We start from the raw sequence: 20,502 nt of genomic DNA on the forward strand, positions 1-20,502 counted from the left end.
CACGCCCGGATCAATCCCTCCGCTCAGCCTTCCGACGTCGCCCGTGGATCAAGATCAAGATCAACAGCACTCGAGCTAACGCTCATTGTTGAGTGGTGCGGCTTCGCCGCGGGCAGCTGCGCTGCTTTGCTTTTCTGCGGAAGCGAGCCTGCTCGCGAAGGCGACCTGAAGGTCAACCCATTTCCATCGAATTCACGCAATCCACCTGTAGGAGCTTCCGAAGGCTGCGATCTTTTGATCTTGCTTTTCTGCGGAAGCGAGCCTGCTCGCGATGGCGACCTGAAGGTCAACCCATTTCCATCGAATTCACGCAATCCACCTGTAGGAGCTGCCGAAGGCTGCGATCTTTTGATTCTGCTTTTCTGTGGGAGCGAGCCTGCTCGCGAAGGCGTCTGCAAGGTCACCTTCTACAGCGGCAAATACCGACTCAACAGGGCCCGCAACGCCGCTGGCTTCACCGGTTTGGCCAAGTAATCCAGCCCTGCCGCGTGCACTTGGGCCACGGTCTCCGGGCGTCCATCCGCACTGATCACCACGCCGGGCACTGGCTCGCCCAGACGCGTACGCAACCACGCCATCAGCTCCGTGCCGGTGTCGCCATGATCGAGGTGATAGTCGACCAGGGCGAGTTGCGGCCGTACGCCCTCATTCAATATCGCGGCGCATTCGTCGCGATTGCGTGCCGTCCACACCTGGCAGCCCCAGCGGCTGAGCAGGCTGTTCATGCCAATCAAAATGCTGTCTTCGTTATCGATGCACAGCACCTGCGCGCCGCTAAGCAATTTACCGTTCAGTTCCACGGCTGCGTTCGCGGGAGGCGTTTGTGTGCGCGCCAGCGGCACCGTCACGCTGAACACGCTGCCGCGCCCCGGCCAGGAGCGAACGCGCAAGGTATGCCCGAGCACACGGCACAAGCCGTCGGCGATCGCCAGGCCGAGGCCCAGGCCTTTTTCGGCACGGGTCTGGTGGCTGTCGAGGCGTTTGAATTCTTCGAAGATTACTTGCTGCTTGTCTTCCGGAATGCCCGGGCCGCGATCCCAGACTTCCAGGCATAACTCACCACCGCGCCGACGCACGCCAAGCAGCACCGGGCCCTTGGCGTAGCGGAACGCGTTGGTGAGGAAGTTCTGCAAAATCCGCCGCAGCAGTTTGATGTCACTGTCGATGCGCAATTGGCTACCACGCACGCGGAACATCAGTTTTTGCTCTTGGGCCAGCGCTTTGAACTCGGCACCGAGGGTGTCGAACAGTTCGTTGACGGCAAAGGCCTTGCGCTCCGGGTTGATCTTGCCGTTTTCCAGGCGCGAGATATCCAGCAGATCGCTGATCAGGTCTTCCGCCGAACGCAGCGAGCTGTCGAGGTGTTGCACCAGTTGCTGCGCCTCCGGGCTCAAGCCTTCGTTCTGGTGGGAGAGGGCGGCTGAGAACAGCCGTGCGGCGTTCAGCGGCTGCATCAAGTCGTGGCTGACGGCAGCGAGGAAGCGTGTTTTCGATTGGTTGGCCGCCTCGGCATTGCCCTTGGCTTCGGTGAGCGCGACGTTGAGTTGCGACAGTTCCTGAGTGCGCTCGCTGACCCGTTGCTCCAGCCCTTCGTTGGCCTCGGTCAGCGCCTGTTCGGCTTCGCGGAACGCGGTAATGTCAGTGAAACTCATGACGAAACCGCCGCCAGGCATCGGGTTGCCGATCAGCTCGATCACTCGACCATTGGGGAACAGCCGCTCGGAGGTATGCGCGCGGCCCTGACGCATCCAGTGCAAGCGGCGCGCAACGTGCACTTCGGCCTCGCCGGGACCGCACAGACCGCGTTCGGCGTTGTAGCGAATGATGTCGGCAATCGGCCGGCCGACGCTGATCAGGCCGTCGGGGTAGTTGAACAGCTCCAGATAACGCCGGTTCCACGCCACCAGTTTCAGCGACTGGTCGACCACGCTGATGCCTTGGGTGATGTTTTCGATCGCACCTTGCAACAGCGCTCGGTTGAATTGCAGCACTTCCGAGGCTTCGTCAGCGATTCGGACTACGTCCTCCAGCTGCATTTCCCGACCTTCGATGGCGGCTTTTACTACGGCGCGCGTCGAAGATGCGCCAAGGACACCGGCGAGCAAGCGTTCGGTGTGGGCAATCCATTCGCTGTCGGCGTTCTGGTTGGGGTTAAAGCCTTTGCCCTGGCGGTAGGCGAAACGAATGAAGCTCTGCCGCGCACGTTCTTCGCCGACGAAACGTGCCGCCAGTTGCAGCAGATCATCGATCTGCACCGCCAGCATCGAGCGACCATTAGGCCGTGCGCTGATTTCCTGACCGATGAAACGCCCGGCCTGCCAGTGTTCCGAAACCCGCGTGCGCGACAGCACCGAGACCCAGGCGAACAGGGTGAAATTCCCGGCCAGCGACAGCACCACGCCTTGGGTCAACGGCGTGATCGGCAGGTTCAGCGGATTGCTGTGCAGCCACGCCAATCCCGGAAAACTCGCCAGCGACCAGCCGAGGCTGTGCGCGGCAATCGGCAACACCAGCGTGTAAAACCAAAGGAAAGTGCCAGTAGCGAGGCCGGCGAACACGCCACGGCGGTTGGCTTGTTTCCAGTACAGCGCGCCGAGCATCGCCGGCGCCAGTTGCGTCACGGCGGCGAAGGCGATCTGGCCGATGGTTGCCAGGCTCGCGGTCGAGCCGAGCAAGCGATAACTGACGTAGGCCAGCAGCAGAATCACCACGATGCTCACGCGGCGCACCGAAAGCATCCACTGGCGGAACACTTCGAACGGGCGCTCGGCGTTGTTGCGGCGCAGCAGCCACGGCAACAGCATGTCGTTGGAGACCATGGTCGACAGCGCGACGCTGGCGACAATCACCATGCCAGTCGCTGCCGATGCACCGCCGATAAACGCCAGCATCGCCAGCGCCGGATGGGCCTGAGCCAGCGGCAGGCTGATCACGAACGAGTCGGGCAGCACATGGCTGGGCAGCATCATCTGACCGGCGAGGGCGATCGGGACTACAAACAGTGCGGCCAAAGCCAGATAGGCGGGGAACACCCATTTCGCCAGACGCAGATCCTGCGGGTCGATGTTCTCCACCACGGTGACGTGAAATTGCCGCGGCAGGCAAATGATCGCCATCATCGCGACGCCGGTCTGTACCACCATCGACGGCCAGTTGATGGTTTCCTTCCAATAGGCTTCAAGGCGCGGGGCGAGCATCGCCTGATTGAACAGGTCGTCGAAACCGTCATACAGGCCGTATGTGACGAAGGCGCCGACGGCGAGAAAGGCGAACAGCTTGACCAGCGATTCGAAGGCAATCGCCAGCACCATGCCACGGTGGTGTTCGGTGGCGTCGAGGTTGCGCGTGCCGAAAACGATGGTGAACAACGCCAGCACCAGCGACACGATCAGCGCCGTGTCCTGAGCGCGGGTGCCCATGGCATCGGCGCCGGCGCCGATCAGCAGGTTGACGCCGAGGACGATGCCTTTGAGCTGCAGGGCGATATAGGGCAAGACGCCGACCAGGCAGATCAGCGCTACGACCACCGCCAGCGATTGCGATTTGCCGTAGCGCGCGGCGATGAAGTCGGCGATGGAGGTGATGTTCTCCTGTTTGCTGATCATCACCATTTTCTGCAGGACCCACGGCGCGCCCACCAGCAAGAGGATCGGCCCGAGATAGATCGGCAGGAATGACCACAGTTGTTCCGCCGCCTGGCCGACCGCGCCGAAGAAGGTCCAGCTGGTGCAGTAGACCGCCAGCGACAGGCTGTACACCCAGGCGCGCACCCGCGGCGGCAACGGCGTGCTGCGACGGTCGCCGTAAAAGGCAATGGCGAACATGATGGCCATGTAGGCCAGGGCAACGACGGCGATCAGCCCGGTGGACAACGGCATGCAGCACTCCCGACAAAAGACTCCCCGGCACTCCTGCCTGGGCGGACAGTCTCGCATGCGCGCGGCGGTTAGTCAGTGTCGACCAAGGTCGTGGCGTGGCGGGGTGTCGCAGGCGGGGTATCGGGTGGTTTTTGTGGTGACCGGGCGGGCCTCTTCGCGAGCAGGCTCGCTCCCACGGTTGGAATGCATTTCCTTGTGAGAGCGAGCCTGCTCGCGAAGGCGTCAGTCCTGCCGCAATGCAATATCGATCAGGCGATGCAACTCATCAACCTCCAGCGCCGCCGCCGAAAACAAAATGCGGAACACCACCGGCGCCACCACCACATTGATGAGACGATCCACGCTCGGCGCCTTTTCATCGGGATAACGATCAACAATCGTCTGCAACTGCGCAGCAATGATCGCCACGCAATAGCCCGGCGTCGCGCTCGCCTGCACGTCGCGCATCATGTTGCGCCCGACCTCCGAACTCATCTCGTCGAGATACTGCTCGGCCCACGCACGGATATCGCCGCGCAGGCTGCCGGTGTCCGCCGGTTCGCTATCCGGGCGCATGCGGGCGAGGGCGACGTCAGCCAGCAACGCCGCCAGATCACCCCAGCGGCGATAGATCGTCGACGGCGTAACGCCCGCGCGAGCGGCAATTTGCGGGACGGTCACGGTGGAACGTTCCTGCTCTTGCAGCAGCGCATTGACCGCCGAATGAATCGACTCTTGCACCCGGGCGCTGCGACCACCTGGGCGTAAACCTTCTTTAATAGCCATGCGGCAGACCTTAACACAAAGAATTTGCTTTAAGCGTGAGGCGGTAGCACACTGCGTAAAAGCAAAAAGTTAGCTTTTGCGGAGTGTGCCGATGACCAGCCCCTTGAATGACCTCGCTTCTCACCGTTCCAGCCTGTGGTTTCTGGCGATCACCTTACTCAGTTTTCTCGCCGCTTCCACCGCGCCGACGCCGTTGTATCACTTGTATCAGGATCAGTTGCACTTCTCGGCGGCGATGCTGACGCTGATCTTCGCCGTTTACGCCTTGAGTCTGCTGGCGGCGTTGCTGACGGTCGGTTCGCTTTCCGACCATCTCGGACGCAAACCGGTGATCTTCACCGCCGTGGCGCTCAATGCGCTGGCCATGCTGCTGTTCATTTATGCCGACAGCGTCGCATGGTTGCTTGGCGCGCGGGTGTTGCAAGGGTTCGCCACCGGCATGGCCACTGCCGTCTTGAGCGCAACACTGCTCGACACCGATCGCCAGCAAGGGCCGCTGATCAACAGTGTCGCGCCGTTACTCGGGATGGCCTTGGGCGGTTTGGGCTGTGGCTTGCTGGCAGAATTCGCACCGGCGCCGTTGCAGCTGACTTACTGGTTGCTGTTGGCGCTGTTTGTGTTGCAGGGCGTGTATGTCTGGCGCCTGCCGGAAAGTGTCTCGCGGCAAGGCGGGGCGTGGGCGTCGTTGCGGCCTACCTTGCACGTGCCGGCGCAAGCGCGTTCAACGTTGTGGCGAGTGCTGCCGCTGAACACCGCAACTTGGGCGCTGGGAGGTTTTTATGCCTCGCTGGCACCGTCACTGGTGCGCACGGCCACCGGCTCGACCTCCAATCTCATCGGCGGCGCGACGGTCGCGGCGCTCACCGTAACCGGCGCGTTGATGATTTTCACGATGCGCAATCGTCCGGCCGCTCAGGCGCTGCGGCTGGGCGCGAGTCTGCTGCCGGTCGGGCTGCTGCTGATTCTGCTCGGCGTGCATGGCGCCAGTCTGTCGCTGTTTTTCTTCGGCACACTGGTCGCCGGTTGCGGCTTCGGTTCGGGATTCCTCGGTGCGGTGCGCAGTCTGGTGCCGCTGGCCTTGCCCCACGAGCGAGCCGGGTTGATGTCGGCGTATTACGTGCTCAGTTATCTGGCGTTCTGTCTGCCGGCGCTGCTGGCCGGGCATCTGGCTCGCCGTTTCGGGCTACTGGCGACCACTGATGGCTACGGCGTTGTGTTGATCGTGCTGGCCGTGGCTGCGCTGCTGCTCAGTCTGCGGCCCCAGGCGGGTAAAACTTGCAGTGCTCCTTGAGCGCCGCGGTTTCGGTTAGCCTTGGCGAACTTCTCTCACGGATCGACTCATGAAGATTATCCGCAGTAAATCGTTTACCGCCGAACGCGCCTGGGGTGCGCTGGACATCGCCAATATGAACGGCATCACCACGCGCCTGCACTGGACCGATCAGCCGTATAAATGGCACGTCAACGACGGAGAAGAGGTGTTCGTGGTGCTCGATGGCCGGGTGCAGATGCACTATCGCGAAGGCGGCGAAGAGCGGCAGGTTGTGTTGGACACAGGCGATATTTTCTATGCCTCGGTCGGCACCGAGCACGTCGCCCATCCGCAAGGCGAGGCGCGGATTCTGGTAATCGAATCGGAGGGTAGCGTTTAGCTGATTATCTGGAAAACAGATAACAGTTAGAGATATTACCCGTTATATCGATATTCGATTCGGATCTACCATGGTCTCAACCTCACCTGAGGACAGGAGATCATGATGATTTGCCCCAACAGTGTCACCCCCGGTTTCAAGCCTTTCAGCCAGCTTCAGCATCCGCGCGAAGTGATCCGTCAATTCACACCGAACTGGTTCGCCGCGACCATGGGTACCGGTGTGCTGGCATTGGCGCTGGCGCAATTGCCGCTGGGGATTTCCGGTTTGCGCGCCGTGGCCGAAGCGCTGTGGCTGTTCAACATTGTGTTGTTCACGTTGTTTACCGCGGCCTACGCCGCGCGCTGGATTTTGTTCTTCGACGAGGCGCGGCGGATTTTCGGCCATTCCACTGTTTCGATGTTCTTCGGCACTATCCCCATGGGCCTGGCGACGATCATCAACGGTTTTCTGTTGTTCGGCCTGCCGCGTTGGGGCGACGGAGTAATCCAACTGGTTGAAGTGTTGTGGTGGATTGACGTGGCGATGTCGCTGGCCTGTGGCGTGCTGATTCCATACATGATGTTTACCCGTCAGGAGCACAGCATCGATCAGATGACCGCGGTCTGGTTGCTGCCGGTAGTGGCGGCGGAGGTGGCAGCGGCCAGCGGCGGCTTGCTCGCCCCGCATTTGACCGATGCCCATGCGCAACTCATCGTATTGACCACCAGCTATGTGCTCTGGGCTTTCTCCCTGCCGGTGGCATTCAGCATTCTGACCATCCTGCTATTGCGCATGGCCTTGCACAAATTGCCCCACGAAAACATGGCTGCGTCGAGCTGGCTGGCGCTGGGTCCGATCGGCACCGGTGCGCTGGGCATGTTGTTGCTGGGCGGTGAGGCGCCAGCGATTTTTGCCGCGAATGGTCTGCCCGGTGTCGGCGAAATCGCCTCGGGGCTGGGCCTGGTGGCGGGGATTACGCTGTGGGGTTTTGGTCTTTGGTGGATGCTGATGGCGCTGCTGATCACCGTGCGTTATCTGCGTGACGGCATTCCGTTCAACCTCGGCTGGTGGGGCTTCACCTTTCCGTTGGGTGTGTATTCGCTGGCGACGCTGAAGCTGGCGAGCATTCTCGACCTGACGTTTTTCACTGTGTTCGGCAGCGTGCTGGTGATTCTGTTGGCGGCAATGTGGCTGATCGTAGGTAAACGCACCGTGCAGGGCGCGTGGCGTGGCGAACTGTTTGTCTCGCCGTGTATCGCAGGTTTGAAGAAATAAACTGAAAAGTTTAGGTAAGGTGTGGCCTGGATCGCGGTGCGGGATTCCAATAACAAGCACCCCAGGCCTCTCTACCTAACATCAGGAAACACGGAAGATGAGTCACCCCTCACAGTTCAACCTGTTGCGCACCCGGCGCTTTTTGCCCTTCTTTATTACCCAGTCGCTCGGCGCGTTCAACGACAACGTGTTCAAGCAGTCGTTGATCCTCGCCATTCTGTATCGGCTGACCATCGAGGGTGACCGCTCGATCTGGGTCAATCTCTGCGCGCTGCTGTTTATCCTGCCGTTTTTCCTGTTCTCGGCGCTGGCCGGGCAATTCGGGGAAAAATTTGCCAAGGACGCGCTGATCCGTCTGATAAAACTCGCGGAAATCGCCATCATGGCCGTGGGATCGATCGGCTTTCTCTTCGATCATCTGTCACTGATGCTGGTCGCGCTGTTCGCCATGGGCACGCATTCGGCGTTGTTCGGCCCGGTGAAGTATTCGATCCTGCCGCAGGCTTTGCGCGATGACGAATTGGTCGGCGGCAACGGTCTGGTGGAAATGGGCACGTTTCTGGCGATTCTCGCCGGGACCATCGGCGCGGGCATCATGATGTCGTCCGAGCACTACGCGCCGGTGGTCTCCGCCGCCATCGTCGGCATTGCCGTGCTGGGTTATCTGGCCAGTCGCAGCATTCCGCGTGCGGCAGCATCGTCGCCGGAAATGCGCCTGAACTGGAATATCTTCAGCCAATCGTGGGCGACGCTGAAACTCGGCCTGGGCCAGACGCCAGCGGTGTCACGCTCGATTGTCGGCAACTCGTGGTTCTGGTTCGTCGGGGCGATCTACCTGACGCAGATCCCGGCCTACGCCAAGGAATGGATGCACGGCGACGAAACCGTGGTCACGCTGATTCTGACGGTGTTCTCGGTGGGCATCGCGCTGGGTTCGATGCTTTGCGAAAAGCTCTCCGGGCGCAAAGTCGAGATCGGCCTGGTGCCGTTTGGCTCGTTTGGCCTGACCGTGTTCGGCCTGTTGCTGTGGTGGCATTCCGGGGGAATCCCGGACAGCGTCACCGGCCATAGCTGGATTGCCGTGCTGGGCTTCGTTCACACCTGGGCGGTGTTGATCGATATTCTTGGTCTGGGCATTTTCGGCGGCTTCTATATCGTGCCGTTGTACGCGCTGATCCAGTCGCGCACGGCTGAAAACGAACGGGCGCGGGTGATTGCCGCCAACAACATACTCAACGCGCTGTTTATGGTGGTGTCGGCGATTGTTTCGATCGTCTTGTTGAGTATTGCCAAGCTGTCGATCCCGCAACTGTTCCTGGTGGTGTCGCTGCTGAACATCGGCGTCAACGCCTACATCTTCAAGATCGTTCCGGAATTCAGCATGCGCTTCATGATCTGGCTGCTCAGCCATTCCATGTACCGCGTCGAACACCGCAACCTTGAAGCGATCCCGGACGAGGGCGCGGCGCTGCTGGTGTGCAATCACGTGTCATTCGTTGACGCCTTGCTGATCGGTGGCGCAGTGCGTAGGCCGATTCGCTTTGTCATGTACTACAAGATCTACAATCTGCCGGTGCTGAATTTTATCTTCCGCACGGCGGGCGCAATTCCTATCGCCGGACGCCAGGAAGACATCCAGATCTACGAAAAAGCCTTCACCCGCATTGCCCAGTATCTGAAGGACGGCGAATTGGTTTGCATTTTCCCGGAAGGAAAATTGACCGCCGATGGCGAGATCAACGAGTTTCGCGGCGGCGTGACGCGGATTCTCGAAGAGACCCCGGTACCGGTGATTCCGCTGGCGCTGCAAGGATTGTGGGGGAGTTTCTTCAGTCGCGATCCGCACAAGGGCTTGTTCCGTCGTTTGTGGTCGCGGGTGACGCTGGTGGCGGGGCCGGCGATTACCGAAGGGACGGAACCGGCGAAGTTGCAGGGGTTGGTGGGGGAGTTGCGCGGGGCTCTTAGATAGTCGGTGTATCAAAGGGCCTCTTCGCGAGCAGGCTCGCTCCCACAAGTGACCGTGTTCCAATGACGGAACGCGGTTGAATGTGGGAGCGAGCCTGCTCGCGAAGACGGTAGTGGCTTAAGCGCTCACTTTAAGGCCTATCAAACCCGTGACGATCAACGCCACACTGGCCAGCCTGATCAGCGCCATCGATTCACCGAACAGAATGATCCCGGCGATCACCGTGCCCACGGCACCTACACCAGTCCAGATCGCATAAGCCGTCCCCAGCGGCAATTCCTTCATCGCCAGGCCCAATAGACCCAGACTGATAGCCATCGCGGCAACGGTCAGGGCGGTGGGGAGTGGGCGGGTGAAGCCATCGGTGTATTTCAGGCCGACGGCCCAGCCGACTTCGAACAGGCCGGCGCAAAACAGAATGATCCAGGACATGCAGGACCTCCATCGATTGACGGGGTCGTCCCCAGATTAATGACTCGATCGAGCCGCAGGGTCGTCCCCGCGTTGCGCAATAGTGACGAGCATTAACCCGAGGATCAAGTTTTCAGGTCAGTCGGCGGCCCGTTGCGCAAGATTGTCGCGGTCTTCCTTTTCACTCATGCGCCGGAAGTACGTCGACAGCAGCGCACCGGAAATATTGTGCCAGACGCTGAACAACGCGCTCGGCACTGCCGCCAGCGGCGAGAAATGCGCACTCGCCAACGCAGCGCCCAATCCCGAATTCTGCATGCCGACTTCCAGTGCCAGCGACTTGCGCTGAGCCAGAGGCAAACCGAACAGGCGCCCGGTGAAGTAGCCGAGCAGATAGCCGAAGCTGTTGTGCAGCATTACCACTGCCATGATCAGCAGACCGGACTCGGCGATTTTCGCCTGGCTCGCCGCCACGACGGCGGTGACGATAATCACGATACTGACCACCGACACCAGCGGCAACACATCCACCGCATGCCGCACTTTGTCACCGAGCAGACGCTGCGCGACCACGCCGAGGACGATCGGCAGCAATACCACTTGCAGGATCGACCAGAACAGCTCCATGAACGAAACCGGCAACCAGGCTGAGGCCAGCAGCCAGATCAGCGCCGGGGTCAGCAACGGGGCGAGCAGGGTGGTGACTGCTGCAATCGCCACGGAAAGCGCCAGATCGCCGCGCGCCAGCCAGGTCATCACGTTCGACGAGGTGCCGCTCGGGCAACAGCCGACCAGAATCACGCCGACGGCGATTTCCGGCGGCAGGTGAAACACTTGGCAGAGCAACCACGCCACACCGGGCATGATCACGAAATGCGCAACCACGCCCAGCGCCACCCGCCATGGATGGCGAGCGACGGCGGCGAAGTCGTCGAGTTTGAGGGTCAGGCCCATGCCGAACATCACCAGGCCCAGCAGCGGCACGATCGCGCTTTTCAGGCCGATGAACCACGCCGGTTGCAGGAACGCGATGACCGCGAATATCAGAACCCAGTAAGCGAAGGTATTGCCGACAAAGCGGCTGAGTGCGGCCAGTGCGCGCATGGCTTGATCCTTATTTTTGGTTACACCACATAACATTGTGGGAGCGAGCCTGCTCGCGAAAGCGGTGAGCCAGACACATTAATGTTGCTGGCACACCGCATTCGCGAGCAGGCTCGCTCCCACAGGTTAAATACTCATCAGAGTCAGATCCCCTGCGGCATCTCTTCCCCACCCAACGCTTCAACCAGCGCCGGCAGGAAGTCGCCGAAGGTCAGCATCATCAAGGTGAAGCTGGCATCCAGTTGGCCCAGGGCTTCGTCACCACCGTCCTGTTCCGCTTGATCCTGCAGCAGATCCTCGAACTTCAGGCGCTTGACGGTCATCTTGTCGTCGAGCATGAACGACAGTTTGTCCTGCCAGGCCAGTGACAGCTGAGTCACGACCTTGCCGGTGCTCAGGTGCAACTGGATTTCCTCGCTGGTCAGGTCCTGACGCTTGCAACGGACGATGCCGCCGTCTTCGTGGGTGTCGCGCAGTTCGCACTCATCCAGCACATAGAAATCGTCGGCGGCTTTCTGCGTGGTGACCCAATCGGTCATCACCGCTGTTGGCGCCATTTTCACGGTCAACGGACGGACAGGCAGGGTGCCGATCACTTCGCGCAGGGTCGACAGCAGGTCTTCGGCACGCTTCGGGCTGGCCGAGTTGACCAGGATCAGGCCCTGTTTCGGCGCGATCGCGGCAAAGGTCGACGAACGACGAATGAAGGCGCGCGGCAGGAATGCCTGGATGATTTCATCCTTGATCTGATCGCGTTCCTTCTTGTAGACCTTGCGCATCTGCTCGGCTTCGATCTCTTCGACCTTTTCCTTGACCGCGTCACGCACGACGCTGCCCGGCAGAATGCGTTCTTCTTTACGAGCGGCGACCAGCAGGAAATCCCCGCTGACGTGCACCAGCGGCGCATCTTCGCCCTTGCCGAACGGTGCAACGAAACCGTAAGTGGTCAGCTCCTGGCTTGCACACGGCCGCGCCAGTTTGGTCGCCAGTGCAGTCTCCAGCGCCTCGGCATCGACAGGCAGGTCTTGGGTCAGGCGATAGATCAGCAGGTTCTTGAACCACATGGGGTGAGTCACTCCTTTATACAAAGGGGGGCATTATTGTCTTCGCCGGGGCATAGGCCAACCCTTCTCTAAGCCTTTGGAAGGCCTCGGAAAATTATTTAAAAAAGTGCTTGCCAGAGGTTGGGGTGCTCCGTAGAATGCGCGCCACACCGAAGCGAAGGGTGATTAGCTCAGCTGGGAGAGCGTCTGCCTTACAAGCAGAATGTCGGCGGTTCGATCCCGTCATCACCCACCATTCGTTTCAAGTGTTTAGCGCAGCGGTAGTTCAGTCGGTTAGAATACCGGCCTGTCACGCCGGGGGTCGCGGGTTCGAGTCCCGTCCGCTGCGCCATATTCGGTAACCTGGAACACTGAACGCCAGGTCACCACGGAAAAACCCGCTGAGGCGGGTTTTTTTCTGTCTCAAGGTTGTACCCGCGGGATGTATCGTTTCACCGGTTTTCAGATTTTTTTGAAAAATATTCAATTAAATCAACACTTTACGAAAACTTGTGGCATAATGCGCCCCGTAACGAAGCGAAGGGTGATTAGCTCAGCTGGGAGAGCGTCTGCCTTACAAGCAGAATGTCGGCGGTTCGATCCCGTCATCACCCACCATTCGTTTCCAGCGTTTCGCGCAGCGGTAGTTCAGTCGGTTAGAATACCGGCCTGTCACGCCGGGGGTCGCGGGTTCGAGTCCCGTCCGCTGCGCCATATTCGGTATCTGGAACTGAAGCCAGATACCACGGAAAGCCCGCCTTGTGCGGGCTTTTTGCTGTCTGCGATTTTGTAGGAGCTGACGAGTGCAACGAGGCTGCGATCTTTTGACTTTTTTAAACAAGATCAAAAGATCGCAGCCTCGTTGCACTCGACAGCTCCTACATGGGATGTGCTGAGGCATTCTGGCTGTGCCGGTAGTCGCTCACCGCCTCATAGACCGCCCTGCGCAAGCGATTGATCCCGCCAATCGGCCGATGCGCCTCGATGCCGAACCACGGATTGAACGACAGGTTGTCGCATTGCAGACTCAGCGCCGGCGTATCGAAGTCCTGCGCCGGCACAGTGATCCGCGCCACGGTTTCAAACGGCGCATCCTGCTCGTCCCATTCAATACTGGTGTCTTCGATCGGCATGTACCTGTTGGCGTCCTGGCGCTGGATCTGCAGGACGAAACACGCCGGCACCCGGTCCGTCGACAATTGCTGGTTCAGTGCGCTGCGCAGAAAATTCGGCAGGTCGTGATTCTGTTTGGGCAGGGTATACGCCGGGCAACGGTCGGGATCCGGCACGACGCGGAATTTGGCATTGGCCTCACCGAATTTGTAGGGCGATACCGAAAAGTACGTGCTCTCGGTCGGGCTGTCCGGCGGCGGTGACAGGGTGGCCAGTGCGATAAACAGATGGCGCACCTGCCAGGTACGCGGATCCCATGTCGGAAAAAACGCCATGACCTTCTTGCCGTCAGCCTGCGCCGCCACATTCTGACGGTACTCGGCGACATCGCTGACAAAGAAGTTCGGGTGGCTGAACATCACAAAATCCTGTTCACGCCGGTCACCGCTAGCGCTTAGCAGTTGCTTGCCCGGCACGTCGAGAAGCTTGATCGCCATTCCTCGCGCATCGCGAATGCTGTCGAATTGCGGATAGGCATTGCCGTTGGACAAGCGGATCAACGCCTGCCAGGTCTTGCCCGGATCGCTGAACACACCTTGCCGCAGCGATTGCTCCAGTTGCGTTAACACCTGTACTTGCGCCTTCACGCAGCCATGCGCCTTGGCGTGCGCATCACGCAGATAGCGCGTGCTTTCGCGGTGTTGGTCGACGATGCGCACTGCGGTTTGAATGATGTCCTGCGTCATTGCCGCTTCCCCCGCTGGAATCTGCTCCTGCGCGGATACCGGCCCACGATGCTGCCAGGCGAACCACGCGGTGGCGATGGCCCAGCCGAGGAGGGCGATGCCCAGCACGATCAGCAACGACTTGCCGAGCAAGCGCCCCAGCCATAGCCAGAAACGCGCCAATGGCGGCAGTTCCCTTTTGAATGTCGGCATGATCATGGCAACTGCGCCTCCAGTGGTCCGCCCAATACTTTCAGGTATTCGAGCAGCGCCCAGCGCTCCTCGGGTTGCAGGAGGCGGCCGATCACCCCGTTGCCGCGAGCGCCGGCGCGGAATTCGTGGCCGCTGTTGTGGTTGCCACTGATGCGCGTGTCGAACAGGAAACCGTTGGTGAAAGGCTCGGTGCGGTAGCCGAGATGGCGCGGATCGTATTCGACTGTGCCTTTATAGAAGGTGGTTGCGCGCTCATCCTGCGGTGACAGCAACTGATAGATGCTAGGCACCGAACCGTTGTGCAGAAATGGCGCAGTCGCCCACACGCCGGCCAGCGGTCGAGCCTTGTAAGCGACTTTTTCGCGCACGCCGATCGGCAGGCCGAAACCGTCCATACGCGGTTTTTCTTCCGGGGTGATCTGCGCTTCGCGATAGGCGCGGTTTTCCACGAACGCGGTGACGTAAGCCAGGCCCTTGGCCACCGATAGTTGGCTCGGATCGAGCGACTCTTTGGGTTCGGGGTGCAGTTTGACGTCCATCTTTTCCAGTTCTTTGACATCCCATTGCAGTGCGCTCAGGTCGAAGCGGTGGCTGGCAATGTTGTTCGCGGCGTTCGGATCCGTGCCGATGACATTCACCGGAATCATGTGCAAATGCTGCACCCAGCGTTCGCCTTCCCGGGACTGGCGCGGGACATGGCAGCCGGCGCAGTTTTCGCTGAACAGCGCGCGGCCCTTGGCGGCCAACGGCTTGTCGACCGCACCGAACAGATCTTCCGGCCAGGTTGGCGGCTTCAGCTGTTGCAAAGTTTCTTCGATGGCGTGCAGATCGCGCACGCGTACGCTGGAGGGGTAGCGCTCAGCGCCTTGCAGCGGTTGGCTGTTGGCATCGAAGAAATTCAGCGTGGCACCGACGCCGAGCGCTTCGCCGATATTGCGTGCCATCGGCTGCTGCGCCGAGCCATTCCACTGCACCCAATCAAACGTCCACATGTCCCACAGTTGCGGGTAATCCACCGGCGCATCGGCCACGCGGTAGTTGGCAGGAGAAATCGCATCGCCAAACGTCGCGTTGGCAATCCGGCCGAACGCGTCGGTGCGGCCCGGGCCCTCCTCGGTGGGGTAGAAGCCGCGATGGGTGTCGTTCCAGGCCACTTTGAGGAAAGTATTCAGCGAGGTTTTGAAGTCTTCGCGCAATTGCCCGTGGCGCGCTGCGTACTCGTCGCCGAGCACTTTGCGGGCGAAGCGTTCGAATTTCCACGGGTTGTAGTAGGTCGAGGCCAGACTTGCGACCAAGGCCTGTCCGAAACTGCCGCCGCGCAATGTAGGAACGCTGGAAGGCAACACATGTTGCGCGGTACCGCCATCGATGCGCACGGCCTGACCTTTGAAGCGCAATTCGCCGGTGTGGCAAGCGGCGCAGGTGATGTCCAGAAAGTGTTCGGAGGCGTTGCCGGGATTCTGGTGTCGGGCGAAACCGACGGGCAAATTGCCCGGATTGTTCAAGGTGGCTTTTTGCTGCGGGTCGACCAGAAAACCGAAACGGGCGAGGTATTCGGGGGAGGCGAAGCGCTGTTCGGAAAAAGGCAATTCCAGTGCCTGGAACCACTCGTAACGCAAGCCTTACTTGCGTACCTTGCGGTGTGAAGTAGTAAGTCTGCCGTTGTTCTTCGCTCCACTGGTCCAGGTAACGTACCTGTTGCGGCGGGGTGTAGAAGGGCAATTTCGGATTGGCGACGTAATAAACAATCACTGCAACGGCGATTACCGCCAGCAAGGTCACCAGACTGAGAACGCGGAATAAGAGGCGCAAGTTAAACATCCTTGTCGAATTGTTGCGCTGTTATGCCTGAGCTGCGACTGCTGGGCAAGTGGCCATTACGTCAGAGGCTGCGGCAAGCGCCGACGAGGCTTGTCATCCGTGGATGACAGAAGCTTCATCCAGCCATCGGCCAAATGCGTTTTAATCCCTGAACTTATCAGAAGATTCCTGCTCTCATGCCGGTAGCCATTGGTCGTGGCGGCCTGATAAGCTCGCGGCTTTACTCGATTGCCCATTCGGCGCATGAACAAGGAAATAGCATGAAACAGCATCGGTTGGCGGCGGCGGTAGCCCTGGTTAGCCTGGTACTTGCGGGTTGTGACTCGCAGACCAGCGTAGAGCTGAAAACCCCGGCGCAAAAAGCTTCCTACGGCATCGGCCTGAACATGGGCAAAAGCCTTGCCCAGGAAGGCATGGATGATCTGGACTCCAAAGCGGTAGCCCAGGGCATCGAAGATGCCGTTGGCAAGAAAGAACAGAAGCTGAAAGACGAAGAACTGGTCGAAGCCTTCGCCGCGCTGCAAAAGCGTGCTGAAGAGCGTATGGCCAAGATGAGCGAAGAGTCGGCAGCCGCCGGCAAGAAATTCCTCGAGGAAAACGGCAAGAAAGCTGGTGTAACCACCACCGCTTCCGGCCTGCAGTACGAAGTAGTGAAGAAAGCCGATGGCCCACAGCCAAAGCCGACCGACGTCGTCACTGTTCACTACACCGGCAAGCTGACCAACGGCACCGTCTTCGACAGCTCCGTCGAGCGCGGCAGCCCGATCGATCTGCCAGTCAGTGGCGTGATCCCGGGTTGGGTTGAAGGTCTGCAACTGATGCACGTTGGCGAGAAGTACAAACTGTACATCCCTAGCGATCTGGCTTACGGCGCTCAGTCGCCTAGCCCGGCAATCCCGGCCAACTCGGTTCTGGTCTTCGACCTGGAACTGCTGGCCATCAAGGATTTAGCCAAAGAAGACGCCGCTGCCAAGTAACACGCAACGGCTCGAAAACAACGCCTCGCTTATGCGGGGCGTTGTTGCATCTGCGGGTTGGGAAAGGTAAACAGAGCGAACTGACGCCGAACAACACAGTCATAGCTTTGAGGCTGCCCGCGCTAGCCGCCCTGAGCCGCCAAGTCAATGAAATATTGGGCTTTTTTATGTGAGTAAAAAACGCCCGATCTGAGCGCAGCCCTTATGAAACGGGGCTCTCAGCGCTGAAATGCAGCTCTGTTCACAAGGTTATCCACAATTTGTGTGGATAACATTTCAACGGGAAGAATAGATGAAAGCTCCGTGGAATTTCGCTCGATTCCTGCCCTTGGCCGGACGCCTGCTCGCCCGTGGACGCCTGCCGACCCTGTTGTTTGCCGTGGCCAGCAAAGGCGCCGCGCAGGGCAATCGTCTGGGCAAGCTCAAGGATGATCTGCGCTTGCTGCAGTCGCTGTGCCTGGCCTACTGGAGGGGTGAATACCGTGCGATCAGCGCCAAGTCGCTGATCTCGGTGGTGGCGGGCCTGATGTATTTTCTCAGTCCGGTCGATGCCATCCCGGATTTCATTCCGATGTTCGGCATGCTCGATGACATTGCCGTTCTCGCCTGGCTGATGAAAACACTCGATGACGAACTCAACGCCTTCCGCTTGTGGCGCAAGCGCCAGCAACCGGAAAAACTCGCGGTAGTTGAACGGCTGCCGGATACCCCTGAACAATTGCAGTTGCAAGGTCCGAAAAAGCCCTGACTGACAAAGACTGCCTGTAGATAGATGCCCCCCGCGACCTTGGCCGCTGTTAGGATTACACTTCTAGGGAAAAGTGCCGACTCGCTAAGTGTTGTTGTCCTACGGGGTAGTCATGGATATTCAGATAATTGCACGCGATGGCGAACCCGAATACGCGGTTCTGCCGTGGGCTCAATATCAGGCTTTACTGAAAGCAGCAGGGATCAACGCAACACCGGCGCAGCAGCCCGCAGTGCCGCTCGCCGCCTCGCCGGAGCCGATTCTTCCGAGTCTGGATCAATTACGCAGTTTGCGCGAAGGGAAGGGCATCGCCATCGAGGCGCTGGCCCGCACGGTAGGCATCAGCCCGTCTTATCTGGCCATGATCGAAAGTGGTGAGCGTCAGCCCGACGCCGCGATTCGCCGCAGCCTGGCCTGGGAACTGACGGTGCCAGGTTGGAGGGATGAATCGTGAGCGTACGCATCAGCCGTCAACATTGGGACGGATTGCTGGGGGAACTGGATCAGGCGCGCCGTCAGCGTCATCTTTTGACATATCGAGCCTTGCTTGAGCGTTTGCAATTGCCGACCCCGGCGATGCAAACCCTCACGGCTGCGCTAGAACATCTGGCCGCACTGGACGCCAAAGCCGAACAGCCGTTGCGCAGTTCGCTGGTCATCAGTCAGGGTGCGAGTCGTTTGCCGCGTACCGGTTTTTTTGAATGTGTCGAGCGTCTGGGGCGTTTTTCCGGGCCGTCGGACGGCGTCGCGGCGGCCTCCTGGCATGCATCGGAAGTGGTGCGCGTTTTCGAGTACGAGTACCCGGAATCGGCGGAGGCCTGAGTGTTTCTGCGCCTCAAGGCGCGGGCCGGATATTGGCTGGCGCGCAGGCTGTTTCATTGGTCGTGGTTCGTTCGTCAGCCGCGTGGCTGGCGCTGGCTTGAAGGCCAGCTTGCGCGCATGGCCAACCTCGGCGATGTCGGCGCGCAAAGCTTTTACGGGCACATTCTGACCTTTCGTGGCGTGGGTCTGGGCGCACGTGAAGAAGGCGTGCGTTTACTGCGTCTGGCAGCATTGGCCGGCGACGCTAAAGCGGCCTATCAAGTCGGCGTCATCAGTCTTGCCGGTACGCCGAGCAAAGCCCCCGATCCCGCGGAAGCCGCCCGTTGGTGGAGCATGGCCGCCAAGGCCGGGCATCCGTTGGCCGAAGTGAAGCTGCAACAGCTGAAGGCCGGTGATTCAACGCTGTAATTCCAGGTATGTCTTTGAAGTAAACGCGGCGTGAGGTTTTCCTCACGCCGCGTTTTGCGTTTTTGCTCGCGCGTTTTTCGCTGGATGCTTGATTGCAGATTAGTCCTACATCCTTTGCCTACTCGCCTGACTTCTTTCCTCTCTGATCCCCCGCACAGTTCCCGCGACTAATTTCTTGCGCGAGGGACCGCTCATGCTCCAGCCCGTTTTTCAGCTCACCTTGTCTGCCTGCGTGTGTTGATGGAAGCCATCGCTCGCATCGAGCAGGAACTCGACAGCTTTCCGCAAACGCTCAGTCTCTACCGCAAACAGCTCGATCACTGGCTCAGTCGCAGGGCGGACCAGATCAGCGAGGCAGCAGATCTGCCGTCGCTGGTGGGCATGGAGCGGATCATTCGCTTCGGTGATCGCAGCGCGGCAGTGAGCAGCAGCGACGACGAATTTTCCTCCAGCGTCGTCCAGTGCCGGCAGGGCGGGCTGATGCAGATCGAGAGCAAGTTCGAATCGGTCTACGACATCCCGCTGGGCAACATCACCGTCGATGTGGTTGGCGTGGAAAGCGGCGAGACCACCCCGATCACCCTTGATCAGCAGGGCAAGGGTGAGTTCAGAGGCGACGAGGGCAAGTTCTACCGCGTGCATGTACACGGTGCTGTCACCTCCGATCAGGTAGCCGAGCTGTTCGAATCCTATGACGGTTTGACCGGCGAACTGGACGGCTGGCTGCGTAGCGAGTGGCAGGGTTTCAAGCCGCAATGGTCACAGTCGGTGGCCACAGCGGCCAGTAACGGCATGCTCGCCGGCAGTTGGGCGGCCATCGAAGGGGTGTGGGACAGCCTCGGTCTGCTCTCGGAAATTCTCCAGGATCCCAACAAGTTTGCCGAGCGTCTGGGCAGCGGCGCGGCTGAGCTGATCGAGCTGGCGCAGACCGCGCCCGATCTCATGGAAAAGCTGCAACTGCTGGTCAGTGATGAGGCAGCGATGTGCTTGCTGCTACGGTCGGCGAGCCTGTGGCTGGATATGCTGCCGCCCAGCGAGGTCGCCGGCAAATCCGCTGAAGTGGCGTCGATGATGATCGTGCAACTGATCATCGATGTGTTGATCAGCGTGGTGCTGACCTTTGTCGGAGCAGGGGCGGGAATCGCCTATCTGACGCTGCGTCTGGCCGACCGTGCAGCCCAGTTGTTCAGCGTAGCCAAGCGCCTGGTCAAGGCGCTGTTTGGCATCGTCAGCACGTTTATCGAATACGTCGATCGCTACAAAGCCGTTGCCGCACGCGGTATCGCAGCCGGGGTGAAGAAAGGCCGGATGCAATTGCGCTGGGATGCCAAGCGCAACGCCATGTTAAAGAAAGACGAACATCACGACGACGTCCCCGACCAAGCGAAAAACCCCAACGGCGATGCTGCCGACTGCGTGCCCAACACCTGCAAAAACGGCTGCCCGGTGTCGATGGTCACCGGCGAAGAACTGCTGACCCTGACCGATGCGGTGCTCGACGGCGTGCTGCCCTTCGAGTTCACCCGCTTGTATCGCAGCAGTGCCGTCGAGATCGACATCGGTCTCGGATTCGGCTGGAGCCATACGCTCGCGCATCGT

16 protein-coding genes, 4 tRNA genes and 1 pseudogene are annotated in these 20,502 nt (G+C 60.0%); 14 read left to right on the top strand and 7 right to left on the bottom strand.

What is annotated here, in order from left to right; genetic code table 11:
* Positions 1-407: 407 nt before the first annotated feature.
* Together GXB78_RS26525 and GXB78_RS26530 are read right to left on the bottom strand one after the other, a co-directional pair.
* Positions 408-3,878, bottom strand: coding sequence for a hybrid sensor histidine kinase/response regulator (locus GXB78_RS26525; protein ID WP_329517646.1), 3,471 nt, complete (start codon positions 3,876-3,878; stop codon positions 408-410).
* Between the two features lie 222 nt (positions 3,879-4,100).
* On the bottom strand, positions 4,101-4,643 hold the full coding sequence (locus GXB78_RS26530) for a TetR/AcrR family transcriptional regulator (RefSeq protein WP_329517647.1): 543 nt from the start codon (positions 4,641-4,643) through the stop codon (positions 4,101-4,103).
* Positions 4,644-4,746: 103 nt separating this feature from the next.
* Here GXB78_RS26530 and GXB78_RS26535 point away from each other — a divergent pair, with 103 nt between their 5' ends.
* The 4 genes from GXB78_RS26535 to GXB78_RS26550 all read left to right on the top strand — a co-directional run bounded on the left by GXB78_RS26535 (position 4,747) and on the right by GXB78_RS26550 (position 9,521).
* Entirely contained in the window at positions 4,747-5,934 is a 1,188-nt protein-coding gene (locus GXB78_RS26535; protein WP_329517657.1) for an MFS transporter, read from the top strand.
* Positions 5,935-5,983: 49 nt separating this feature from the next.
* Positions 5,984-6,295, top strand: a complete 312-nt coding sequence (locus GXB78_RS26540) for a cupin domain-containing protein (RefSeq protein WP_227973954.1) — start codon at positions 5,984-5,986, stop codon at positions 6,293-6,295.
* Between the two features lie 105 nt (positions 6,296-6,400).
* Positions 6,401-7,552, top strand: coding sequence for a TDT family transporter (locus GXB78_RS26545; protein WP_329517658.1), 1,152 nt, complete (start codon positions 6,401-6,403; stop codon positions 7,550-7,552).
* Positions 7,553-7,649: 97 nt separating this feature from the next.
* Positions 7,650-9,521, top strand: a complete 1,872-nt coding sequence (locus tag GXB78_RS26550) for an MFS transporter (protein ID WP_329517648.1) — start codon at positions 7,650-7,652, stop codon at positions 9,519-9,521.
* Positions 9,522-9,635: 114 nt separating this feature from the next.
* Here the strand turns inward: GXB78_RS26550 and sugE are convergent, their stop codons facing one another.
* The 3 genes from sugE to rdgC form a co-directional block, all read right to left on the bottom strand.
* Positions 9,636-9,950: a quaternary ammonium compound efflux SMR transporter SugE gene (sugE, locus tag GXB78_RS26555; RefSeq protein WP_041479526.1), complete on the bottom strand. Its 315-nt coding sequence runs from the start codon at positions 9,948-9,950 to the stop codon at positions 9,636-9,638.
* A 117-nt stretch (positions 9,951-10,067) separates the two neighbouring features.
* Entirely contained in the window at positions 10,068-11,033 is a 966-nt protein-coding gene (locus GXB78_RS26560) for a bile acid:sodium symporter family protein (protein ID WP_329517649.1), read from the bottom strand.
* A gap of 143 nt (positions 11,034-11,176) precedes the next feature.
* On the bottom strand, positions 11,177-12,097 hold the full coding sequence (rdgC, locus tag GXB78_RS26565) for a recombination-associated protein RdgC (protein ID WP_329517650.1): 921 nt from the start codon (positions 12,095-12,097) through the stop codon (positions 11,177-11,179).
* A 159-nt stretch (positions 12,098-12,256) separates the two neighbouring features.
* Between rdgC and GXB78_RS26570 the strand changes: the two genes are divergently transcribed.
* The 4 genes from GXB78_RS26570 to GXB78_RS26585 all read left to right on the top strand — a co-directional run bounded on the left by GXB78_RS26570 (position 12,257) and on the right by GXB78_RS26585 (position 12,790).
* Positions 12,257-12,332 (top strand) — tRNA-Val (locus GXB78_RS26570).
* A gap of 19 nt (positions 12,333-12,351) precedes the next feature.
* Positions 12,352-12,428 (top strand) — tRNA-Asp (locus GXB78_RS26575).
* A gap of 190 nt (positions 12,429-12,618) precedes the next feature.
* Positions 12,619-12,694, top strand: a tRNA-Val gene (locus GXB78_RS26580).
* A gap of 19 nt (positions 12,695-12,713) precedes the next feature.
* Positions 12,714-12,790, top strand: a tRNA-Asp gene (locus tag GXB78_RS26585).
* A 164-nt stretch (positions 12,791-12,954) separates the two neighbouring features.
* Here the strand turns inward: GXB78_RS26585 and GXB78_RS26590 are convergent.
* Both GXB78_RS26590 and GXB78_RS26595 read right to left on the bottom strand, forming a co-directional pair.
* Complete coding sequence (locus GXB78_RS26590) at positions 12,955-14,133, bottom strand: catalase family protein (protein WP_329517651.1); 1,179 nt, start codon at positions 14,131-14,133, stop codon at positions 12,955-12,957.
* A pseudogene (locus tag GXB78_RS26595) lies at positions 14,130-15,939 on the bottom strand (di-heme-cytochrome C peroxidase). The gene GXB78_RS26590 and the pseudogene GXB78_RS26595 overlap by 4 nt, the downstream one beginning before the upstream one ends.
* A 269-nt stretch (positions 15,940-16,208) precedes the next feature.
* Here GXB78_RS26595 and GXB78_RS26600 point away from each other — a divergent pair.
* The 6 genes from GXB78_RS26600 to GXB78_RS26625 form a co-directional block, all read left to right on the top strand.
* Positions 16,209-16,925: an FKBP-type peptidyl-prolyl cis-trans isomerase gene (locus GXB78_RS26600; RefSeq protein WP_329517652.1), complete on the top strand. Its 717-nt coding sequence runs from the start codon at positions 16,209-16,211 to the stop codon at positions 16,923-16,925.
* A gap of 292 nt (positions 16,926-17,217) precedes the next feature.
* Positions 17,218-17,673, top strand: coding sequence for a YkvA family protein (locus GXB78_RS26605; protein ID WP_016773733.1), 456 nt, complete (start codon positions 17,218-17,220; stop codon positions 17,671-17,673).
* Positions 17,674-17,785: 112 nt separating this feature from the next.
* The gene (locus GXB78_RS26610) at positions 17,786-18,127 is read left to right on the top strand and encodes a helix-turn-helix domain-containing protein (RefSeq protein WP_329517653.1); all 342 of its coding nucleotides are present in this window, start codon (positions 17,786-17,788) and stop codon (positions 18,125-18,127) included.
* A complete protein-coding gene (locus GXB78_RS26615; RefSeq protein WP_003223109.1) occupies positions 18,124-18,495 on the top strand; it encodes a hypothetical protein in 372 nt (123 codons plus the stop codon). The genes GXB78_RS26610 and GXB78_RS26615 overlap by 4 nt, the downstream gene beginning before the upstream one ends.
* Entirely contained in the window at positions 18,496-18,903 is a 408-nt protein-coding gene (locus tag GXB78_RS26620; RefSeq protein WP_329517654.1) for an SEL1-like repeat protein, read from the top strand.
* 240 nt (positions 18,904-19,143) lie between these two features.
* Positions 19,144-20,502: DUF6531 domain-containing protein (locus GXB78_RS26625; RefSeq protein WP_329517655.1), on the top strand; the 1,359-nt coding region annotated here is incomplete at its 3' end.

This window comes from Pseudomonas moraviensis subsp. stanleyae (assembly GCF_036283065.1).
GTDB classification, from domain to species: Bacteria; Pseudomonadota; Gammaproteobacteria; order Pseudomonadales; family Pseudomonadaceae; genus Aquipseudomonas; species Aquipseudomonas stanleyae.